At 72.3% G+C, this 16,143-nt stretch carries 21 protein-coding genes and 1 pseudogene; 13 read left to right on the forward strand and 9 right to left on the reverse strand.

What is annotated here, in order from left to right; genetic code table 11:
- Positions 1–63 precede the first annotated feature (63 nt).
- On the forward strand, positions 64–483 hold the full coding sequence (locus tag IEZ27_RS30660) for a MarR family winged helix-turn-helix transcriptional regulator (RefSeq protein ID WP_189650422.1): 420 nt from the start codon (positions 64–66) through the stop codon (positions 481–483).
- Between the two features lie 96 nt (positions 484–579).
- Here the strand turns inward: IEZ27_RS30660 and IEZ27_RS30665 are convergent, their stop codons facing one another.
- Positions 580–756, reverse strand: coding sequence for a hypothetical protein (locus tag IEZ27_RS30665; RefSeq protein WP_189650423.1), 177 nt, complete (start codon positions 754–756; stop codon positions 580–582).
- A 114-nt stretch (positions 757–870) separates the two neighbouring features.
- Between IEZ27_RS30665 and IEZ27_RS30670 the strand changes: the two genes are divergently transcribed.
- The 3 genes from IEZ27_RS30670 (at position 871) to IEZ27_RS30680 (ending at position 2,791) form a co-directional block, all read left to right on the forward strand.
- Positions 871–1,368: a MarR family winged helix-turn-helix transcriptional regulator gene (locus IEZ27_RS30670; protein ID WP_189650424.1), complete on the forward strand. Its 498-nt coding sequence runs from the start codon at positions 871–873 to the stop codon at positions 1,366–1,368.
- Positions 1,365–1,682 carry an NADPH-dependent FMN reductase family protein gene (locus IEZ27_RS30675; RefSeq protein WP_379478659.1) on the forward strand — a complete coding sequence of 106 codons (318 nt, stop codon included), beginning with the start codon at positions 1,365–1,367 and terminating at the stop codon, positions 1,680–1,682. The genes IEZ27_RS30670 and IEZ27_RS30675 overlap by 4 nt, the downstream gene beginning before the upstream one ends.
- A gap of 101 nt (positions 1,683–1,783) precedes the next feature.
- Positions 1,784–2,791: a serine hydrolase domain-containing protein gene (locus IEZ27_RS30680; protein WP_229824496.1), complete on the forward strand. Its 1,008-nt coding sequence runs from the start codon at positions 1,784–1,786 to the stop codon at positions 2,789–2,791.
- A 30-nt stretch (positions 2,792–2,821) separates the two neighbouring features.
- On the opposite strand, the gene IEZ27_RS30685 is transcribed toward IEZ27_RS30680, so the two are convergent.
- The 3 genes from IEZ27_RS30685 to IEZ27_RS30695 form a co-directional block, all read right to left on the reverse strand.
- The gene (locus IEZ27_RS30685) at positions 2,822–3,655 is read right to left on the reverse strand and encodes an SMP-30/gluconolactonase/LRE family protein (RefSeq protein ID WP_189650425.1); all 834 of its coding nucleotides are present in this window, start codon (positions 3,653–3,655) and stop codon (positions 2,822–2,824) included.
- 113 nt (positions 3,656–3,768) lie between these two features.
- Positions 3,769–4,233, reverse strand: a complete 465-nt coding sequence (locus IEZ27_RS30690) for a Clp protease N-terminal domain-containing protein (RefSeq protein WP_189650426.1) — start codon at positions 4,231–4,233, stop codon at positions 3,769–3,771.
- On the reverse strand, positions 4,230–4,445 hold the full coding sequence (locus tag IEZ27_RS30695; protein WP_125638102.1) for a helix-turn-helix domain-containing protein: 216 nt from the start codon (positions 4,443–4,445) through the stop codon (positions 4,230–4,232). The genes IEZ27_RS30690 and IEZ27_RS30695 overlap by 4 nt, the downstream gene beginning before the upstream one ends.
- Positions 4,446–4,535: 90 nt before the next feature.
- Between IEZ27_RS30695 and IEZ27_RS30700 the strand changes: the two genes are divergently transcribed.
- The gene (locus IEZ27_RS30700; RefSeq protein ID WP_189650427.1) at positions 4,536–5,549 is read left to right on the forward strand and encodes an enolase C-terminal domain-like protein; all 1,014 of its coding nucleotides are present in this window, start codon (positions 4,536–4,538) and stop codon (positions 5,547–5,549) included.
- A gap of 19 nt (positions 5,550–5,568) precedes the next feature.
- Positions 5,569–7,418: pseudogene (locus tag IEZ27_RS30705) on the forward strand (glycoside hydrolase family 15 protein).
- Here the strand turns inward: IEZ27_RS30705 and IEZ27_RS30710 are convergent.
- Together IEZ27_RS30710 and IEZ27_RS30715 are read right to left on the reverse strand one after the other, a co-directional pair.
- The gene (locus IEZ27_RS30710) at positions 7,384–7,860 is read right to left on the reverse strand and encodes a hypothetical protein (protein WP_189650428.1); all 477 of its coding nucleotides are present in this window, start codon (positions 7,858–7,860) and stop codon (positions 7,384–7,386) included. The pseudogene IEZ27_RS30705 and the gene IEZ27_RS30710 overlap by 35 nt on opposite strands.
- A gap of 305 nt (positions 7,861–8,165) precedes the next feature.
- Positions 8,166–8,627 (reverse strand): winged helix-turn-helix transcriptional regulator, encoded by a 462-nt coding sequence (locus IEZ27_RS30715; protein WP_189650429.1) that lies wholly within the window; start codon positions 8,625–8,627, stop codon positions 8,166–8,168.
- Between the two features lie 89 nt (positions 8,628–8,716).
- Between IEZ27_RS30715 and IEZ27_RS30720 the strand changes: the two genes are divergently transcribed.
- From IEZ27_RS30720 to IEZ27_RS30740, 5 genes are all read left to right on the forward strand, one after another.
- On the forward strand, positions 8,717–9,310 hold the full coding sequence (locus tag IEZ27_RS30720) for a dihydrofolate reductase family protein (RefSeq protein ID WP_189650430.1): 594 nt from the start codon (positions 8,717–8,719) through the stop codon (positions 9,308–9,310).
- On the forward strand, positions 9,307–10,239 hold the full coding sequence (locus IEZ27_RS30725) for an NAD-dependent epimerase/dehydratase family protein (RefSeq protein ID WP_189650431.1): 933 nt from the start codon (positions 9,307–9,309) through the stop codon (positions 10,237–10,239). Before IEZ27_RS30720 ends, IEZ27_RS30725 begins: the two co-directional genes overlap by 4 nt.
- A 15-nt stretch (positions 10,240–10,254) precedes the next feature.
- On the forward strand, positions 10,255–10,563 hold the full coding sequence (locus IEZ27_RS30730) for a putative quinol monooxygenase (protein ID WP_189650432.1): 309 nt from the start codon (positions 10,255–10,257) through the stop codon (positions 10,561–10,563).
- A 46-nt stretch (positions 10,564–10,609) separates the two neighbouring features.
- The gene (locus IEZ27_RS30735; protein ID WP_125638110.1) at positions 10,610–11,047 is read left to right on the forward strand and encodes a hypothetical protein; all 438 of its coding nucleotides are present in this window, start codon (positions 10,610–10,612) and stop codon (positions 11,045–11,047) included.
- 73 nt (positions 11,048–11,120) lie between these two features.
- On the forward strand, positions 11,121–11,915 hold the full coding sequence (locus tag IEZ27_RS30740; RefSeq protein WP_189650433.1) for a GNAT family N-acetyltransferase: 795 nt from the start codon (positions 11,121–11,123) through the stop codon (positions 11,913–11,915).
- Positions 11,916–12,195: 280 nt separating this feature from the next.
- Here the strand turns inward: IEZ27_RS30740 and IEZ27_RS30745 are convergent, their stop codons facing one another.
- Positions 12,196–12,525, reverse strand: a complete 330-nt coding sequence (locus tag IEZ27_RS30745) for a cupin domain-containing protein (protein ID WP_189650434.1) — start codon at positions 12,523–12,525, stop codon at positions 12,196–12,198.
- Between the two features lie 386 nt (positions 12,526–12,911).
- Here IEZ27_RS30745 and IEZ27_RS30750 point away from each other — a divergent pair, with 386 nt between their 5' ends.
- Positions 12,912–13,484 carry a GNAT family N-acetyltransferase gene (locus tag IEZ27_RS30750; protein ID WP_189650435.1) on the forward strand — a complete coding sequence of 191 codons (573 nt, stop codon included), beginning with the start codon at positions 12,912–12,914 and terminating at the stop codon, positions 13,482–13,484.
- A gap of 16 nt (positions 13,485–13,500) precedes the next feature.
- Here IEZ27_RS30750 and IEZ27_RS30755 read toward each other — a convergent pair whose 3' ends face one another.
- A complete protein-coding gene (locus tag IEZ27_RS30755; RefSeq protein ID WP_189650436.1) occupies positions 13,501–14,088 on the reverse strand; it encodes a TetR/AcrR family transcriptional regulator in 588 nt (195 codons plus the stop codon).
- An 86-nt stretch (positions 14,089–14,174) separates the two neighbouring features.
- On the opposite strand from IEZ27_RS30755, the gene IEZ27_RS30760 reads away from it, so the two are divergent.
- Entirely contained in the window at positions 14,175–15,200 is a 1,026-nt protein-coding gene (locus IEZ27_RS30760) for a hypothetical protein (RefSeq protein WP_189650437.1), read from the forward strand.
- 50 nt (positions 15,201–15,250) lie between these two features.
- Here the strand turns inward: IEZ27_RS30760 and IEZ27_RS30765 are convergent, their stop codons facing one another.
- Entirely contained in the window at positions 15,251–15,853 is a 603-nt protein-coding gene (locus IEZ27_RS30765; RefSeq protein WP_189650438.1) for a TetR/AcrR family transcriptional regulator, read from the reverse strand.
- Positions 15,854–16,143: the final 290 nt, after the last annotated feature.

Raw genomic sequence — 16,143 nt, forward strand, 5'->3', positions numbered from 1 at the left:
ACATCATGTGTTATGCGCACAATTCATGTAAGGTGCACATATACGGCGAAAGGGGGGATTGAGATGGAAAAGCCCACACATCTCATCGAGTTCGAGACGATGTTGCTCGGCCGGCACCGGCACTACGACCGCAGTGCCCACCTCCTGCTCAGGCGGCTCCAGGGCGCCGGGCCGATGTCCATCGGGCAGCTCAGCGACGCGTTCGGACTGGACGCCTCCACCCTCAACCGGCACACCTCCGCGCTCCTGCGCGCCGGGCTGGTCGAACGCATCCCCGACCCGGAGGGCGGCATCGCCCGTAAGTTCCGCCTCACGCCGGAGGGCGAGCGGAGCCTGGAGGAGGAACGGGAGCGGAACGTACGCGGCCTGGAGAAGGTCATGGCCGACTGGCCGGCCGAGGACGTCGCCGCCTTCGCCACCTACCTCAGGCGCTTCAACACCGACATCGAACGCCTCGCCGGCCGCCCCTGGCCCCGTTCCTGAGCCTGCCGGACACGCGACGAGGGCCCCCGCCGGGGGCCCTCGTCGCGTCGCCCCCGGGCCAAGGGCGCGGGTGACGGCGGGGTGTTCGCGGCGGCGTCAGGCGAAGTGCATGACGATGGCCAGGCCGACGAGGTGCGTCACCACCACCACGACGAGCAGCGTGACGAAGACGAACTTGGCCGGCCCGTGCTCGAAGTGCTTGCCCTCCTTCAGCGGAGGAAGCTTGGCCTGACGCTCGGCGATGCGCTCCTCCAGCGGCTTGCGGTGAAACATGAGGTCTCCCTCTTTCGGCGGGCCGGCCACGGGTAAGATTTGTGTGGCATCGATTTGCAGGCTATTAGTTTGTACACAAAGTAAGTTACCAGACGGCATCGGAGGCGTACACGCATGGAGCCTGTGACAGAGGCGACAGACCTGCTGGCGCTGGACCGGCAGGTGTGCTTCGCCCTGAGCATCGCCTCGCGCAGCGTGATCGGCCTCTACCGGCCGCTGCTGCAACCCTTCGGGCTGACCCACCCCCAATATCTGGTGATGCTGGCCCTCTGGCAGTACGAGCCGCTGTCGGTCAAGGAGCTGGGCGAGCTCCTGCAACTCGACCCGGGCACGCTGTCGCCGCTGCTCAAGCGCCTCCAGGCGCTGGGGTACGTCCACCGCGAGCGTAACAGCAAGGACGAGCGCGCCCTGGTCGTCACCCTGACGCCCGCAGGCCGGCAACTCCGCGAGGAGGCGGAGAAGATCCCGCCGGCGATCGTCGCCCGCCTCGGCATGGGCCTCGACGAGCTCCAGGACCTGCACGCCGCGCTGATGCGGGTGATCGCGGCCGCCCGGCGCGACACCGCCGGAGGCGATCGAGGCCAACCCGGCCTGGGTCCGGCATCTGCGTGACACCGACGGCGTCGCCGTGGCAGGTGGGCGAGCTGGCGGGCAAGGTGTACTCGGCGTTCACCGCGTCCGACACCGCCCACGGCGGGCAGGAGTCCACCATCCTGGCGCTGGGCAACACCTTCTACCACTGGGGCGGCGTCATCGTGCCTCCCGGGTACACCGACCCCGTCCAGTTCCGGTCGGGCAATCCGTACGGCACGTCGCACGTGGCCGGTGACGGCCCTCCCGGTGACGTGTCCCTGGAGGCCGCCCGCCACCAGGCCCGCCGCGTCGCCGAGACCGCCGCCGCGCTGAAGGCGGGCCGCGCGGCCTGAGGGGGATGCGCGCGCGATAAGCAACCGCAGTTGACTGTGCTGAAATAGTCAACTACGGTTGCTCGCGTTTCGCTGATCCCCGTCCTATCGCAGGAGGCAACATGTCCATGGTGCACGCCGATCACGGCCACCCGAGGTTGCGGCGCGTGCTCGACCGGCTGATGGCCGACGACCGCGGCCCCGGGATCGTGGTGGAGGTCCGGGACGGCCGCGAGCCGCCGTGGACCGGCATCGCGGGCGTGGCCGACCTGGAGACCGGCAGTCCACGCCGGGCCGGGGAACACTTCCGCATCGGCAGCTTCACCAAGGCGTTCGTCGGGACGGTCGCGCTCGGCCTGGCCGCAGACGGCAGGCTGGACCTGGACGCCCCGGTCACCACCTGGCTGCCCGGCGTCGTGGAGGAGTACTTCCCGGACGCCGACGCCACCCGCATCACCCTGCGGCGGCTGCTCAACCACACCAGCGGCCTGCCGGACGCGATCCCCGGCCAGGAGACCCCGCCCGCCGGGGAGCCGGGGGAGCTGTTCCGCTACTCCAAGGTCAACTACAACCTGGCCGGGATGATCGTCGAGGCGGTGACCGGTTCGACGCTCGCCGAGGAGATCGACCGCCGCGTCGCCGGGCCGCTGGGGCTGACGGGGACGTACCTGCCCGCGGCCGGCGAGGGCCTGCGCGACCCGCACGCCCGCCACTACTCCCAGCAGGACGAGGCCGGCCAGGACGTCGGCCGCCACGACGTGACCGGCGCCGACCTGTCTTGGGCCTGGGCCGCCGGCGGCATGGTCTCGACCACGGCTGACCTGCACCTCTTCCTGGGCGCGCTGCTGGGCGGCCGCCTCCTCCCGCCGGCGCAGCAGGAGGAGATGTTCACCACCGTGTCCACCGAGGGCTCCGGCTGGGTGCCCGGCGCCCGCTACGGACTCGGCGTCTACTCCCAGCGTTTCCCGGACGGGGTCACGCTCTGGGGAGGCGGCGGGTTCATCCAGGGGTCGATGACGTACGCGATGGGCGACCGCCGGGGCACGCACACGCTGACCGGCAACGTGAACGGCGACTGGGGCGGCTTCCTGGAGACCTGCGCCGACCTGTTCGGGGCCGTCTTCCGCTGACCGGCCGGCGCGGGCCTCAAGGAATCCGGATCAGGCGCCCGGCACCGCCACCGTGGCGGTCCGCACCTGGCCCGTACGGGCGGCGAACATCTCCGCCATCCGCTCGACGCCCGGGAACACCGCGACCATCATGAACAGGGTCCGGCCGTCCGGCCCGCCGAGCGCGGAGGCGAAGCAGGCCCGGTCGAGCTCGATCCGGTCCAGCACCTCGCCGCCCTCGCGCACCCGCAGGCAGGCGGCCCCGCGCTCGTCGTCCACCTGGGTCCAGATCGCGCCCTCGGCGTCCAGGCAGATGCCGTCGCCGCCGACCGGGGCCCACACCCGCCGGCCGGACAGGCTCCCGTCCGCGCCGATGTCGTACGCCGTCAGCCGCCGCGTCCAGGACTCGGCGACGATCAGCGTGGAGCCGTCCGGGGTCACCACCATGCCGTTGGGGAAGTACAGGTCCTCGGCGACCACGCGGGCCTCGCCGTCGGGGCCTACCAGGGCGATGACCCCGGGGGCGAAGTCCGCGCGGCCGAAGTCGAAGCCGACGCAGTTGACGTACACGCGGCCGTGGCCGTCCACGACGACCTCGTTCGGCCCGGCGGGCAGCTTGCCCAGGTCGGCGTGGACGGCCGTCGTACCGCCGGGTTCCATGCGCAGCAGTTCGCGCTCGCCGGTCACCAGCAGGCTTCCGCCGGGCAGCCAGTCCAGGCAGAAGCCGGCGGGCTTGGGGCCGCGGGCGATCACCTCGCGGTCGCCGCCGGGGGTGAGCGCGACGATCTCCTGCTCCCCCCAGTGGGAGAACCACAGCCTGCCCTCGTGCCAGCGCGGCGACTCGCCCACGCACAGTCCGGTCGCCAATGTCTTCGTCTCGGTCATGTCGTCGTCCTTTCTCCGCTTCTACACGAAGTTCGCCCTCTACACGAAGGAGGGCCGCCGGGATCGACATCGCCGGGAGGAAAAGTTCCGCCGGACTTCGCGGGGCGCCTGTGTCACAGGGTCGCGCGGGCCCGTTCGGCCAGGGCGGTACGGTCGACGCCGGCCAGGGCCAGGGCCCGCGGCACCGTGCCGACCTCGGCCTGAAGGACGCCGAGCAGCACGTGGATCGGGCGCAGGTCCTTCTTGCGGTGGGCGCCGGCCAGCCGCTCGATCGCGAGCTTGACCGAGGCCCCGAGCTGCGGGCGGCGTTCGGGATCGGGGGTGGAACGCAGGTCGAAGACGTCCGCCGACACCCCGGCCGCCGCGAGGCTGTGCTCGAACTCGCGCCGCAGCGCCTCCCGTACGCCCGCGTGGTCGAGCCCCGCCGCGGCCAGGACCGGCCGCGCCTCGGTGTCCTCGCTCGCGGTCATGGCCAGCAGCACGTGGTGGGCCTCGATCGTGGCCGAGCTCTCCGCGCGCGCCTCTTCCTGGCCCCGGACCAGGACCTCGTGCAGGTATTTGTCGAACGTTCCGCTCATCCCCGCCTCCTCAGCTCGACCCCGGCCGCGATGAGCCGCTTGGAGTGTTTCTTGTGGACCGCCTGGCGGGTGATGCCGAGGGCCTCGGCGACCTGCGGCCAGCTCCAGCCCGCCCGCATCGCCTGCTCCACGGCGGCGTCCTCCAACTGGTCGGCCAGGCGGCGCAGCGCGACCACGGCCGCGAGCGCGTCCGCGGGCTCTTTGACTGACATTCAAGCCACCCTAGGCGTCCGCCCCACGATAGTCAATTGAAGTTGCTTATGGGGTCGTGCGGGTGTCCGCCGGGTAGGGCCAGGGATGTCATGAGCACGATCGAGAGCGCCGGGGCCGCCGCCTACCGCATCCCCACCGACCAGCCGGAAGGCGACGGCACGCTGGCCTGGCGGTCGACCACCCTGGTCGTCGTCACCCTGACCGCCGCGGGCCACACCGGCACCGGCTGGACCTACGCCCCCGCCGCCGCGGCCTCGGTCGTCACCGGCGTCCTGGCCGGGATCCTGACCGGCGCGGACGCCGCCGGCATCCCCGCCCTGCACGCGGCGATGGTCCGCGAGGTGCGCAACGCGGGCCGCCCCGGCGTACCCGGCGTCGCCGGGTACGCCGTCTCGGCCGCCGACGTGGCGCTGTGGGACCTCAAGGCCCGCCTGCTCGGCCTGCCGCTGACCCGCCTGTTCGGCGCCGCCAGGCCCGAGGTGCCCCTGTACGGCTCGGGCGGCTTCACCACCTACGACGACCAGGCCACGACCACCCAGCTCGCGGACTGGGTGCACGAACAGGGCATCGGCCGCGTCAAGATCAAGATTGGTGAGTCGTCCGGCACCCGCCCCGACCGCGACCTGCACCGCGTAGCCCTGGCCCGCCGCGTCATCGGCGACCGCGCCGAGCTGTACGTCGACGCCAACGGCGGCTACACCGCCAAACAGGCCGTCCGCCTGGCCGAGCGCATGCGCGAGTACGACGTGACCTGGTTCGAGGAGCCCGTCTCCTCCGACGACCTGCCGGGGCTGCGCCTCGTACGCAAGCGGGCCGCCACCCGCTGCGGCGGCTACACCGGCTGGTTCGCCGCCGCGGCGATAGCCGCCGGCCACAACCTTCAGGTGTCCGCCCACTGCGCGCCCAACCTGCACCTCCCGGCCGCCGCGAGCACCGCCAACCTGCGCCACGTCGAGTGGTTCCACGACCACCAGCGCATCGAGTCCGAGCTGTTCGACGGCGCCGCCGACCCCGCGGGCGGCCTGGCCCGCCCCCGGCCCGACGCCCCCGGCCACGGGCTGGAGCTGCGCGCCGCCGCCGCCGAACCCCACCGCGTGTCGTGACGGAAGGGGGCGGGCGCCGATGCGGATCGAGGACTACGCCCTGATCGGCGACATGCACACCGCGGCGCTCGTCGGCCGCGACGGCTCGGTCGACTGGTTGTGCCTGCCCCGCTTCGACTCGCCCGCCTGCTTCGCCGCGCTGCTCGACGGGCCGCGCGCCGGCCGCTGGCTGCTGGCCCCCGCCGGCGCCGGCCGCGCGACCTCGCGCCGCTACCGCGAGGGCACCCTCATCCTGGAGACCACCTGGGACGGCCCCGGCGGCAGCGTGCGGGTGGTGGACTTCATGCCGCCCAGGCGCGAGGCCCCCGACGTGGTACGGATCGTCGAAGGCGTGCGCGGCAGGGTCGAGATGACCATGGAACTGGTGTTGCGCTTCGACTACGGCCACGACATCCCCTGGCTGCGCCACGAGCCCGGCGTGCTGGCCGCGGTCGCCGGGCCCGACGCCACCTGGCTGCGCACCCCGGTCGAGCTGCGCGAGGACGCCGACGGCCGGCGCACCACCGCCGCGTTCACGGTCGGCGAGGGCGCGAGGACGCCGACGGCCGGCGCACCACCGCCGCGTTCACGGTCGGCGAGGGCGAGCGGGTGCCGTTCGTCCTGACCTGGCAGCAGTCGTGGTTGCCGCGCCCCCGGCCGGTCGACCCGCCCGAGGCCCTGGCCGACACCGAACGGCTGTGGCGCGAGTGGAATCTGCGCTGCGGCTACCGCGGCGACTACGACGAGGCCGTCCGTACGAGCCTGCGCACCCTCAAGGCCCTCACCTACGCCCCCACCGGCGGGGTCGTCGCCGCCGCCACCACGTCCCTGCCCGAGCAGCTGGGCGGCCCGCGCAACTGGGACTACCGCTACTGCTGGCTGCGCGACGCCAGCTTCACCCTCCAGGCCATGATGACCGCCGGGTACGAGGCCGAGGCGCGCGCCTGGCGCGAATGGCTGCTGCGGGCCGTGGCCGGGCACCCCGCCGACCTGCGGATCATGTACACCGTCGAGGGCGGCCGGCGCATCCCCGAGTGGAACGCCGACTGGCTGTCGGGCTACGAGGACTCCAGCCCCGTACGCATCGGCAACGCCGCCTCCGGCCAGCTCCAGCTCGACGTGTACGGCGAGACCCTCGACTGCCTCCACGTGGCCCGCCGCTCCGGCCTGGCCGTCGAGGACGAGGCGTGGGACCTCCAGCAAGCCCTGATGGGCTACCTCGAAGGCGTCTGGGACCAGCCCGACAACGGACTGTGGGAGATCCGCGGCCCGCGCCGCCAGTTCGTGCACTCCAAGGTGCTGGCGTGGGTCGCCGCCGACCGCATGATCCAGGCCGTCGACCGGTTCGGCCGCGAGGGTCCCGCCGACCGGTGGCGCGACCTGCGCGAGCGCATCCGTCGCGACGTCTGCGCCAACGGCTACGACGCCGCCCGCAACACCTTCACCCAGTACTACGGCTCGAACGGCCTGGACGCCGCCCTGCTCCTCATCCCGCGTCTCGGCTTCCTGCCCGCCGGCGACCCGCGCGTCGTCGGCACCGTCGACGCGATCGCCCGCGACCTCGTCCACGACGGGCTCGTCCTGCGCTACCGGACCGAGGCCGACGACGTCGACGGCCTGTCCGGCCACGAGGGCACCTTCCTGGCCTGCTCGTTCTGGCTGGCCGACGCGCTGGCCGCGACCGGCCGCCGGCACCGGGCCGTCGAGCTGTTCGAGCGCCTGCTCGACCTGCGCAACGACCTCGGCCTGCTGTCGGAGGAGTACGACACCGTCCGCCACCGCCAGGTCGGCAACTTCCCGCAGGCCTACAGCCACGTATCGGTGATCAACACCGCGACGATCCTGACGGACCAGGTCAAGCCTGGGCGCCCTCCGCGTCCAGGCGGCTGAAGGTGGCGCCCTGGAGGACGGCCCGCGCGCCGAGCACGTGCCCGTCGCACATCCGGGTCACCGTCCCGGCCTGGTCGGTCACCTTCCAGCGGACCATCTCCTGACAGGGTTTGCCGGCCCGGTCCTGCGGCCAGGTGCGGTGACAGACGCGGCACTCGGTGATGTTCGCCCGGTGGGACAGGGTGTTGCCGTGTTCGGGGCAGACGCCCCACGGCATGCCGCAGACCTGTTCGCGCAGGGCCCGGAGCCTGGCCAGGTCGCCCGCGGCCCGCTGAAGGTCCTCGCCGCCCCGGTCCAGCCAGTCGGCGGCGTGCCGCGCCGCTCGGAGCTGGTCGTGCTCGGGCGATCCGGCGGGCTCGGCGTCGCACACGGAGCGGACCTCGGCGGCGAGGTCCTGGGCACGCCGCGCGAGGTCGCGCAGCTGGGCGGGGGTGACACTCATGAGGGCTCTCATCTCGTCAGGGCCGGGCGGCAACGGGTACGCGACGGGGGCGGTGGACCGGCCCGCCCGGCCAGCGCCGGGACAGCCGCGCCGGCCGCCTCCGTTCTCCAGTCTCGTCAGACTTCCACGCGGATGGCGCGGCCGGGGCCCACGAGTTCGTGCTCCCGGCGATCGGCGTGCTCCGGGAGAAGGTCACGGGGCCGGCGATGACGTTCGTCATGGCCGACTGTCCACATCGGCATCTGCCGGTCGCGCGGCGGGCCCGCGAGACTTTCGGGCAACGGGAAGGAGGGCAATCGTGATCGTCAGTCGGACCCCGCCGCCGCGCCGGGGCCGGGCAGCGGATCGACGTCCGCGGCGTGCATCGGCTCGCCGCAGTGGGCGCAACGCGACTCGGCACGGCTGATCTCGCCGCAGGCGTGGTGGCGGTAGAGCACCGGCGGACCGGCCTGGCCCTCGAGCCACCGGTCGCCCCAGGCGGTCATGATCATGAGCAGGTCGACCAGCTCGGCGCCCTTGGTCGTCAGGTGGTACTCGTGGCGCGGTCGCCGGTCGTAGGGGCGGCGTTCGAGCACGCCCTGCTCGACGAGGTGGTTGAGCCGTTCGGTCAGCACCTTGCGCGAGATCCCGAGGTCGGCCTGGATCTGCTCGAACCGGCTCATCCCCACCCAGACGTCCCGCAGGATCAGCGGCGACCACGGCTCCCCGATCACGTCGAGGGTGCGCGCGATGGAGCAGGCCATCTCCCCGAAGCTGGTGCGTTGCATGAAGTCAGTCTAGCAATTCGAGTTCCCTCAGGGAACTCTGGATGCTACGGTCATGGAGTCTCTTCAAGGAACCCTGAAAGGATCGAACGATGAGCAGAGTCATCAGTGCCCACGCGGTGTCGGTCGACGGATACATCACCGGCCGCGACCCGGGCGCCGGCCACGGGCTCGGCGACGGGACGATGTTGTTCGACTGGTACTTCGACGGCGACACCCCCAGCCAGGTGTTCGACGGCTTCAAGCTGAGCGGGCCCAGCGCCCGGGTCTTCGACTCGCTGGCCGCGCGCTTGGGCGCGGTCGTGGCCGGGCGCAACACGTACGAGGACTCCGAACGTTTCGGCGGCGGCGGCCCCCACCCGGGGGTCCGGCTGATCGTCCTCAGCCATGGGGCGCTGTCCGAGGTCGGCGAGCGGCAGACCCTGGTCACCACCGGCGTCGAGGACGCGATCGCGGCGGCCCGCGAGGCCGCCGGAGGCAAGGACGTCGCCCTGATGGGCGGCGGCGTGCTGGCCGCCGCGCTGGCGGCCGGCCTCGTCGACGAGGTCATCCTCCACCAGGTGCCCGTCCTGCTGGGCGGCGGCCGCAGGTTCTTCCAGGAACTGCCCGAGCACGTGAGCCTGCGCCTGCTGGAGGCCGTCCCGGCGCCCGGCGTGACCCACCTGCGCTACGAGGTGGTCCGATGATCCTGGTCACCGGAGGGCTGGGCATGATCGGCGCCCACACCGCCCGCGCCCTGACCGACCTCGGGCACGAGGTCGTCGTCACCGCGCACCGCCGCGCCGAGGTGCCGTCGTTCCTCGCCGGCCGGGTCACCGTGGAAACCCTCGACGTCACCGACCGGGACGCCTTCCTCGCCCTCGCCGATCGCCACGACATCGGCGACATCGTCCACCTCGCCGGCGGCATCCCCGGCGAGGATCCGGTCGGTTTCCTGCGCACGGAGACGACCGGCCTGCTCAACGCCCTGGACGCGGCCCGCGCGTGGGGCGTGCGCCGGTTCGCCGTCGCGAGCAGCCTCGGCGTGTACGCCGGCCGGCCCGAGACCCGCCGGCACGAGGAGCTCGCGCTGCCCGCCGCGAACCTGCCGCACCTGATCGTCGCGTTCAAGAAGGCCGTCGAGCCTTTGACCACGCACGGCCTCCAGGGCAGCGGGGTCCAGCCGGTCGTCCTGCGGATCGGGAGCGTCTGGGGGCCGCTGATGGACCCGGAATCGCCGTTCAACCACGTCCCGCCGTACATCAGCGCCGTGCTGCGCGGCGAGCGGCCGCGGCCGCTGCACGCCGACGACGGCGGCGACGGTTGCTACGCGCCCGACGCCGGGCGCGCGATCGCCCTGCTGACGACCGCGCCGGCCCTGCGGCACGACACCTACAACGTCTCCAGCGGGCGGCCGTTCACCAACGGCGAGCTCGCCGACGCCGTACGGGCGGTCGTCCCCGGCCCGCGGCCCGACCTCCTGCCCGAGCTCCTTCCCGGACGGCAGTACGGTCCCGGCGGCAACCCGTACCTCGACATCACCCGGCTCGCCCGCGACACCGGCTTCACCCCGGCCTTCGACCTGGCCGGGGCCGTCGCCGACTACGTCGCCTGGCGCGCCGGCAACCCCCGCTAGGAACAGGAGCCTCCGATGTACGGAGCACTCGTCAGGATGGTCGTCAAACCCGGGAAGCGCGCGGAGTTCCTGGAGTTCTCGCGCTGGAACGTCCAGGTGGCCAGGGAGTTCGAGCCCGGCACGCTGCGGCTCGACCTGTGGGAGGTGGAGGCCGAACCCGACGTCGTGTACGTCTACGAGACCTACACCGACGAGGCCGCCTTCCGGCGCCACATCGAGAACGGGCCGGTGCGGAAGTTCGGCGAGATCATGAACGACCTGGTCGAAGGCTGGACGATGGTCATCCCCTTCGGACACAGCGTCCTGTCCAACCAGGATGAGTGACCGCGGCCTGGTAACGTCGCGGAGGCCGTGCCGATCGGAGGCGTTGATGCGCAACAGCGGGCTTGCCAAGCTCGACGGTCTCGTCGGACAGTGGAGCACGACAATGTCGGACGCCTGGTTCCTCGAACCGCCGGGCGTGCGCGTGCCGGGCGAGACCACCGTCGAGCTGCTCGGGGAGTCGCTGCTGTTCGTACGGACGCGGTTCGCCGACGGCACGCACCACTCCGAGATGAGCCTCGTCATCGGCCGCAGCGACCCGAATGACAACTACGTCGCGCTGTACCAGGACGACCGCGGTGTGTGCCGCCAGTACGACATGACCTTCGGCGGCGGACACTGGACGCTGACCCGCGAGGACCCCGACATGCACCAGCGTTTCCTCGCCGACGTCGAGCAGGACCGGATCCTCGCACGCTGGGAAGCCTCCGACGACCAGGGGAAGACCTGGCGCAAGGACTTCGACCTCACCTTCGAACGAGCCTGACCTGCGACCGGGCGCCGGGCGCCGGGCGGCACCTCCGGCCCGGCCGCGGCACGCCGAGAAAGGGACTTCCGCCGTGTCATCCTCCGAAGAGGCCCTGGAGTCGAAGGAACACCTGATCACCGTCTGGTCCGCCCTGGTACGGGACCGAGGCGGCCAGGTCACCACGGACGACGGCGTCACCCACATGTGGGCCGACAGCCCCTTCGGCTTCTGGAACACCGTCACCCTGACCGGGACGGACATCCCGGCAGACGCGCTCGGTGACCAGCTCGCGCGGGCGGCGTCCTTCATGAGGGCCAGGTCCGAGGCCGGGTATCTGTGGGTGTTCGAGGACCTGCTGAGCCCCGAGGCGAAGGCGAGCCTGTTCCGCCGAGCCGCCGACGCGGGTCTGGAACCGGCGTTCTCCGGCCGCGGCATGGCCGGCGACCTGTCGGTGCCCGATCCGCGTCACCCGGAGCTGGAGTTCCGGCGGGTGGAGACCGAGGAGCACCTCGCCGCGTACGGCGACATCAACGCGCGCGCCTACGGCATGGCGCCCGAGGTGGGCAGGAGCGCCCTGACCGGCTCCGAACTGTGGCGCCGCGACGTCCACGCCTACCTCGGATACCGTGACGGGCAGCCGGTGACCTGCGCCGCCACCGTCGCCGGGCCGCGTTCGATCTTCCTGGCGTTCGTGGCCACCCTCCCCGGCCACATGCGCAGGGGGTACGGCGAGGCCGTCACCCGCAAGGCGATCCACGAGGGCGGCGAGCGGAGCGGGCAACGGCGGCTGGTGCTGCACGCCACACAGGCCGGTCAGCCGGTGTACGAACGCATCGGCTGCCACCCCAACACAGCGATCCACTTCCTCCAACCCACCCACCCCTGACCAGCAACCCCAGACGACACCCTTCTGGACCCGGGGTTTCTCGGGCGCGGGGTTCAGGGTGCGGGCCCTCGGCCCCGGCCCGCCGGACGCCGACCCTCAGGCCACGAGCCGTTGGAGAGCGACCCTCAGACCACGGGCCGTTGGAGAGCGGATCTTGGTGCGCGGGGCTCTGGGAGGCGGGGACCCCGGTTCCTCCAGCCCACCCGCCCTTGTCCGGCAGCTTCGGACGGCGGGTCTCAGGACACGAGCCGTTGGAGAGCGGATCTTGAGGTGCGGGGCCCTAGGAGACGGGGACTCCGGTGTAGGCGGGGGCGAAGAACACCAGCGTCACCAGGTCCTCGGTGATGTCGTGGAACCGGTGCTCCTCGCGTGCCGGGACGAAGAGCGCGCTCCCGGGGCCGACCTCCACGGTGACGCCGCCCGAGGTGAAGGAGCCGCGCCCGGCCGTCACCACGTAGATCTCGTCCTCGTTGTGCGGTGACTGCCCGTCGACCGCGCCGGCCGGGATGGAGTAGGTCCCGAAGCTGAGGGTGGGCACCCGCAGGTGCTCGGCGAAGTTGGCGGACCCGTCCGGCGCGGGCTCGAACCGCCCGCTGTCGATGATCTCCATGGCCCGGGATCCTCTCATGCCCCCTGACGCTCACCCACCAGGAGGGCCCTTCTTACGGGCGGGCCGAAATAGAAGTAAGTGCCACGTCATGCGGCGTGGGCCGGCATGCCCAGTCACCCGCCGCCATCAGGCGGAAACCGTCATACGCGCGCAGCCAGGCAACCGACCCGATCAAGCCAGGCGGAGCCAAGGCCGTCCGAGTCCGGCGAAGCCCCGAGCCCACGCCTGCCCGAGTCCGGCGAAGCTCCGAGCCCACGCCTGCCCGAGCCCGGTGAAGCTCCGAGCCCACGCCTGCCCGAGCCTGCCCGCGCCCGAGTCGCGCTCACCCCCCCGGCGAACGGAAACCGGTTTGCCTGTGGGGGCGCCGCCCGGCACACTCGGGACCCATGCTCATCAGGTCGTTCCCCGAGCCGGACATCCCCTCGGACCTGCTGGTCCAGGTACGCGACCTGCAACAGGAAGCCTGGCCCGCCCACACCGCACCTGGCGGCGGCCCCGTCCACGACCCCGCCCTCTCCCCACGCTCCATGCTGCTCCTGGACGAGGACACGGTCGTGGCCGCCCTCGACATCCTGTCCAAGCCCGTCACCCACGCCGGCCGCCGCTTCCGCGCCGCGGGCCTGAGCACGGTGGTGACCAGGAAGGCATCCCGCGGCCGAGGCCACGGGCGCCACCTCGTACGCGCCGCGCACGAGGCCATCGCCGCCGCCGGCTTCGACGTCGCCCTGTTCACCTGCGACCGCCCGCTCCAAGGCTTCTACGAGAGCGCCGGCTGGCAGGTGATCCCCGGGGCGGTCCTGGTCGGCGGCACCCCGCAGGCGCCCTTCCCCAGCGACCTGCCGGGGTTCGACAAGGTCACCATGGGCGACTTCCTCTCGCCGCAGGGCCGGGCGCACCGGCTGTCGTTCCATCACGCGCGCATCGACCTGTACCCCGGCGAGATCGACCGGCTCTGGTGAGGCCCGTTCCGGCGCGCTAACGCCGCCGCACCAGCGGGAGGAAGACCTCGTCCACGATCTCCACGAGCACGTCGTCGGGCGCGCTGGGCGCCCCGCGCACCACGAACTCGTTGCGCAGCAGGACGATCGCCACCGTGGCCACCCTGGGACGCAGCGACTCCGGCGCGGCCTCGCCCCGGGACACCGCGCGTTCCAGGACGGCCAGCCAGGGCGCGGCCACCCCGTCGTCCGACTCCTCCTGAAGCTGCGCCAGGAACTCGGTGGCGCCGCCCGCGGCGGCCAGCAGGTCGCGCAGGATCGCCCCGAGGGGCGAGCTCCAGTAGCGGTTGGCCCGGCGCAGCAGCTCAAGGACGTCGCCGCGCAACTCGCCGGTGTCAGGTGGCGAGACCGTCGTGGCCAGCCGCTTGTAGGCGGCGATGCCGAGGGCCAGGCGGTTGGGCCAGCGGCGGTAGATGGCGTTCTTGTTGGTGCCGGCGCGGGCGGCGACCTTGTCCATGGTCAGCCCGGCGTACCCGGACGCGGTGAGCTCGTCCGCGGCGGCCCGCAGGATCGCCTCCTCCAGCGTGGCCCCACGCCGCCGCGTCCGCCCGCCTGCCTCGGTCATCACGTCTCCTCTTCGGTCCGAGGGTACTGACCGTACCTCAAAGCCGCTAAGGTACGTTCAGTACCGTAATTTTGGAGGAAACGGGCATGCGAGCCAAAGGCATCAGTTACGACACCGGCTTCGTCTTCAACGGATCGATCGGCCATGCGGGGTTCGACCCTGACGTGGTCGCGCGTGAGCTGCGCATCATCCGCGACGACCTGCGCTGCACGGCCGTCCGCGTCATGGGCGGCGACCCCGAACGCCTGGAGATCGCCGCCACCCACGCCGCCGACCTCGGCCTGGAGGTGTGGTTCTCGCCCTACCCCCTGGAGCTGACCGAGGAGGAGACGCTGGCGCTGTTGGCCGACTGCGCCGAGCGCGCGGAGCGGGTGCGGCGGCGTGGTGCGGAGGTCGTGTTCGTCACCGGGGCCGAGCTGTGCCTGATGAACAAGGGCTTCCTGCCCGCAGACGACCTCGCCGGACGGGTCGCGCTGCTGGGTCGCCCCGACCGGCTGCGCGAGCTGATCGGCGGGGCCGTCGCGCGGCTCAACGACTTCCTCGGCAGGGCCGTGACCGTCGTCCGTGAGCGTTTCGGCGGCAAGGTGACCTACGCCTCCGTGCCGTTCGAAGCCGTCGACTGGACGCTCTTCGACATCGTGTCCGTGGACCTCTACCGTTCGGCCGAGACCGCCGGCGTGTTCGAGGAGGGTGTACGCACCCTCGTCGCACGGGATCGGCCCGTCGCGATCACCGAGTTCGGCTCGGCCACCTACCTCGGCGCGGGCGACCGCGGCGCCCTGGGCCTGGAGATCGTCGAGTACGACGAGGTCACCCGCGCACCCCTCCGGTTGACCGGCGAGCACGCCCGCGACGAGGCCGGCCAGGCCGCGTACGTGCGCGAGCTGCTGGAGGTCTTCGACGCCGCCGGCGTGGACGCCACCTTCGTGTTCACCTTCGCGCTGCGCGACCATCCCCACCGCCCCGACGGCGACCCCCACGACGACCTGGACCGGGCCGGCTACGGCATCGTCAAGGTCTACGAGGACCGCCTCGGGACCGCCTACCCTGGCCTGCCCTGGGACCCCAAGGCCGCCTTCGCCGCCGTCGCCGACCACTACGGGCGGCGCTGAGCGGAGGAAGCGCCGCGTACGGGACACGCCGGGTGCGGGAGGCATGGAGATCAGCGCTCCGGCGGCGCGGCCGGCACCACGCAGGACAGGGCCTCACGCAGGAGGTCGGCGAAGGGGGCGGTGTTGCCCGGCGCGAGCCAGTGACGGCCCGCCACCCGGATCGCGCCCGCGACCGCCGCCGCGGTGACGGCGGGGAACAGGTCGCGCCCGGCGTCGGTGCCGGTACGCGCCGCGATCGCCTCGGCGAGCGCCTCCTCCGCCACGCTGAACGCCTTCAGCGCCTCGCCCTCCAGCTCCGGCGTGGACATGATCATGCGCAGGCCCGCCTTGTCCGGCTCCGGATCGCTGTAGAGCTCGACGACTGCCGCGATGAGGGCCCGGTCGAGCGGCTCGCCGTCGGGCCGGGCGCGCAGCGCTTCCCCTGCCCGCCTGGACTGGTCGGCCTGGAAGGCGCAGATCGCCTCTTCCCTGCTGGAGAAGTAGTTGTTGTACGTGCGCGGCGACACGCCTGCGGCCGAGGCGATGTCGTGGACGCGCACGAGGGCCAGCCCGTTGGGGCCCTGCTCGATGGCCAGGCGCAGCGCCGCGTGGCTGATGGCCTCCCGGGTGGCCTGCTTGTGGCGCGCCCGCAGATCCAGGGTGTCGTCGTTCATGGCCGAACTCTACCGGATGTTGCGTGGCGCGCACGACGTGCGTGTCACGCAAGTTTCGGGGTAGAGTGCGGGACGCCGGGACGGCGGGGCCTGCCCGGCAGGCCGCCCGTCGCGGGCGCCGTCCCGGACTTTGTCCCCCGATAACTGTGAGGAGCGGTAGTGGCTGCAAAGATGATCACGTTCGATGAGGACGCCCGGCGCGGTCTCGAGCGCGGTATGAACCAGCTCGCCGACGCCGTCAAGGTGACCTTGGGTCCCAAGGGCCGCAACGTCGTGCTGGAGAAGAAGTG

Origin of the sequence: Nonomuraea spiralis, from assembly GCF_014648435.1 — a bacterium.
GTDB lineage: Bacteria > Actinomycetota > Actinomycetes > Streptosporangiales > Streptosporangiaceae > Nonomuraea > Nonomuraea spiralis.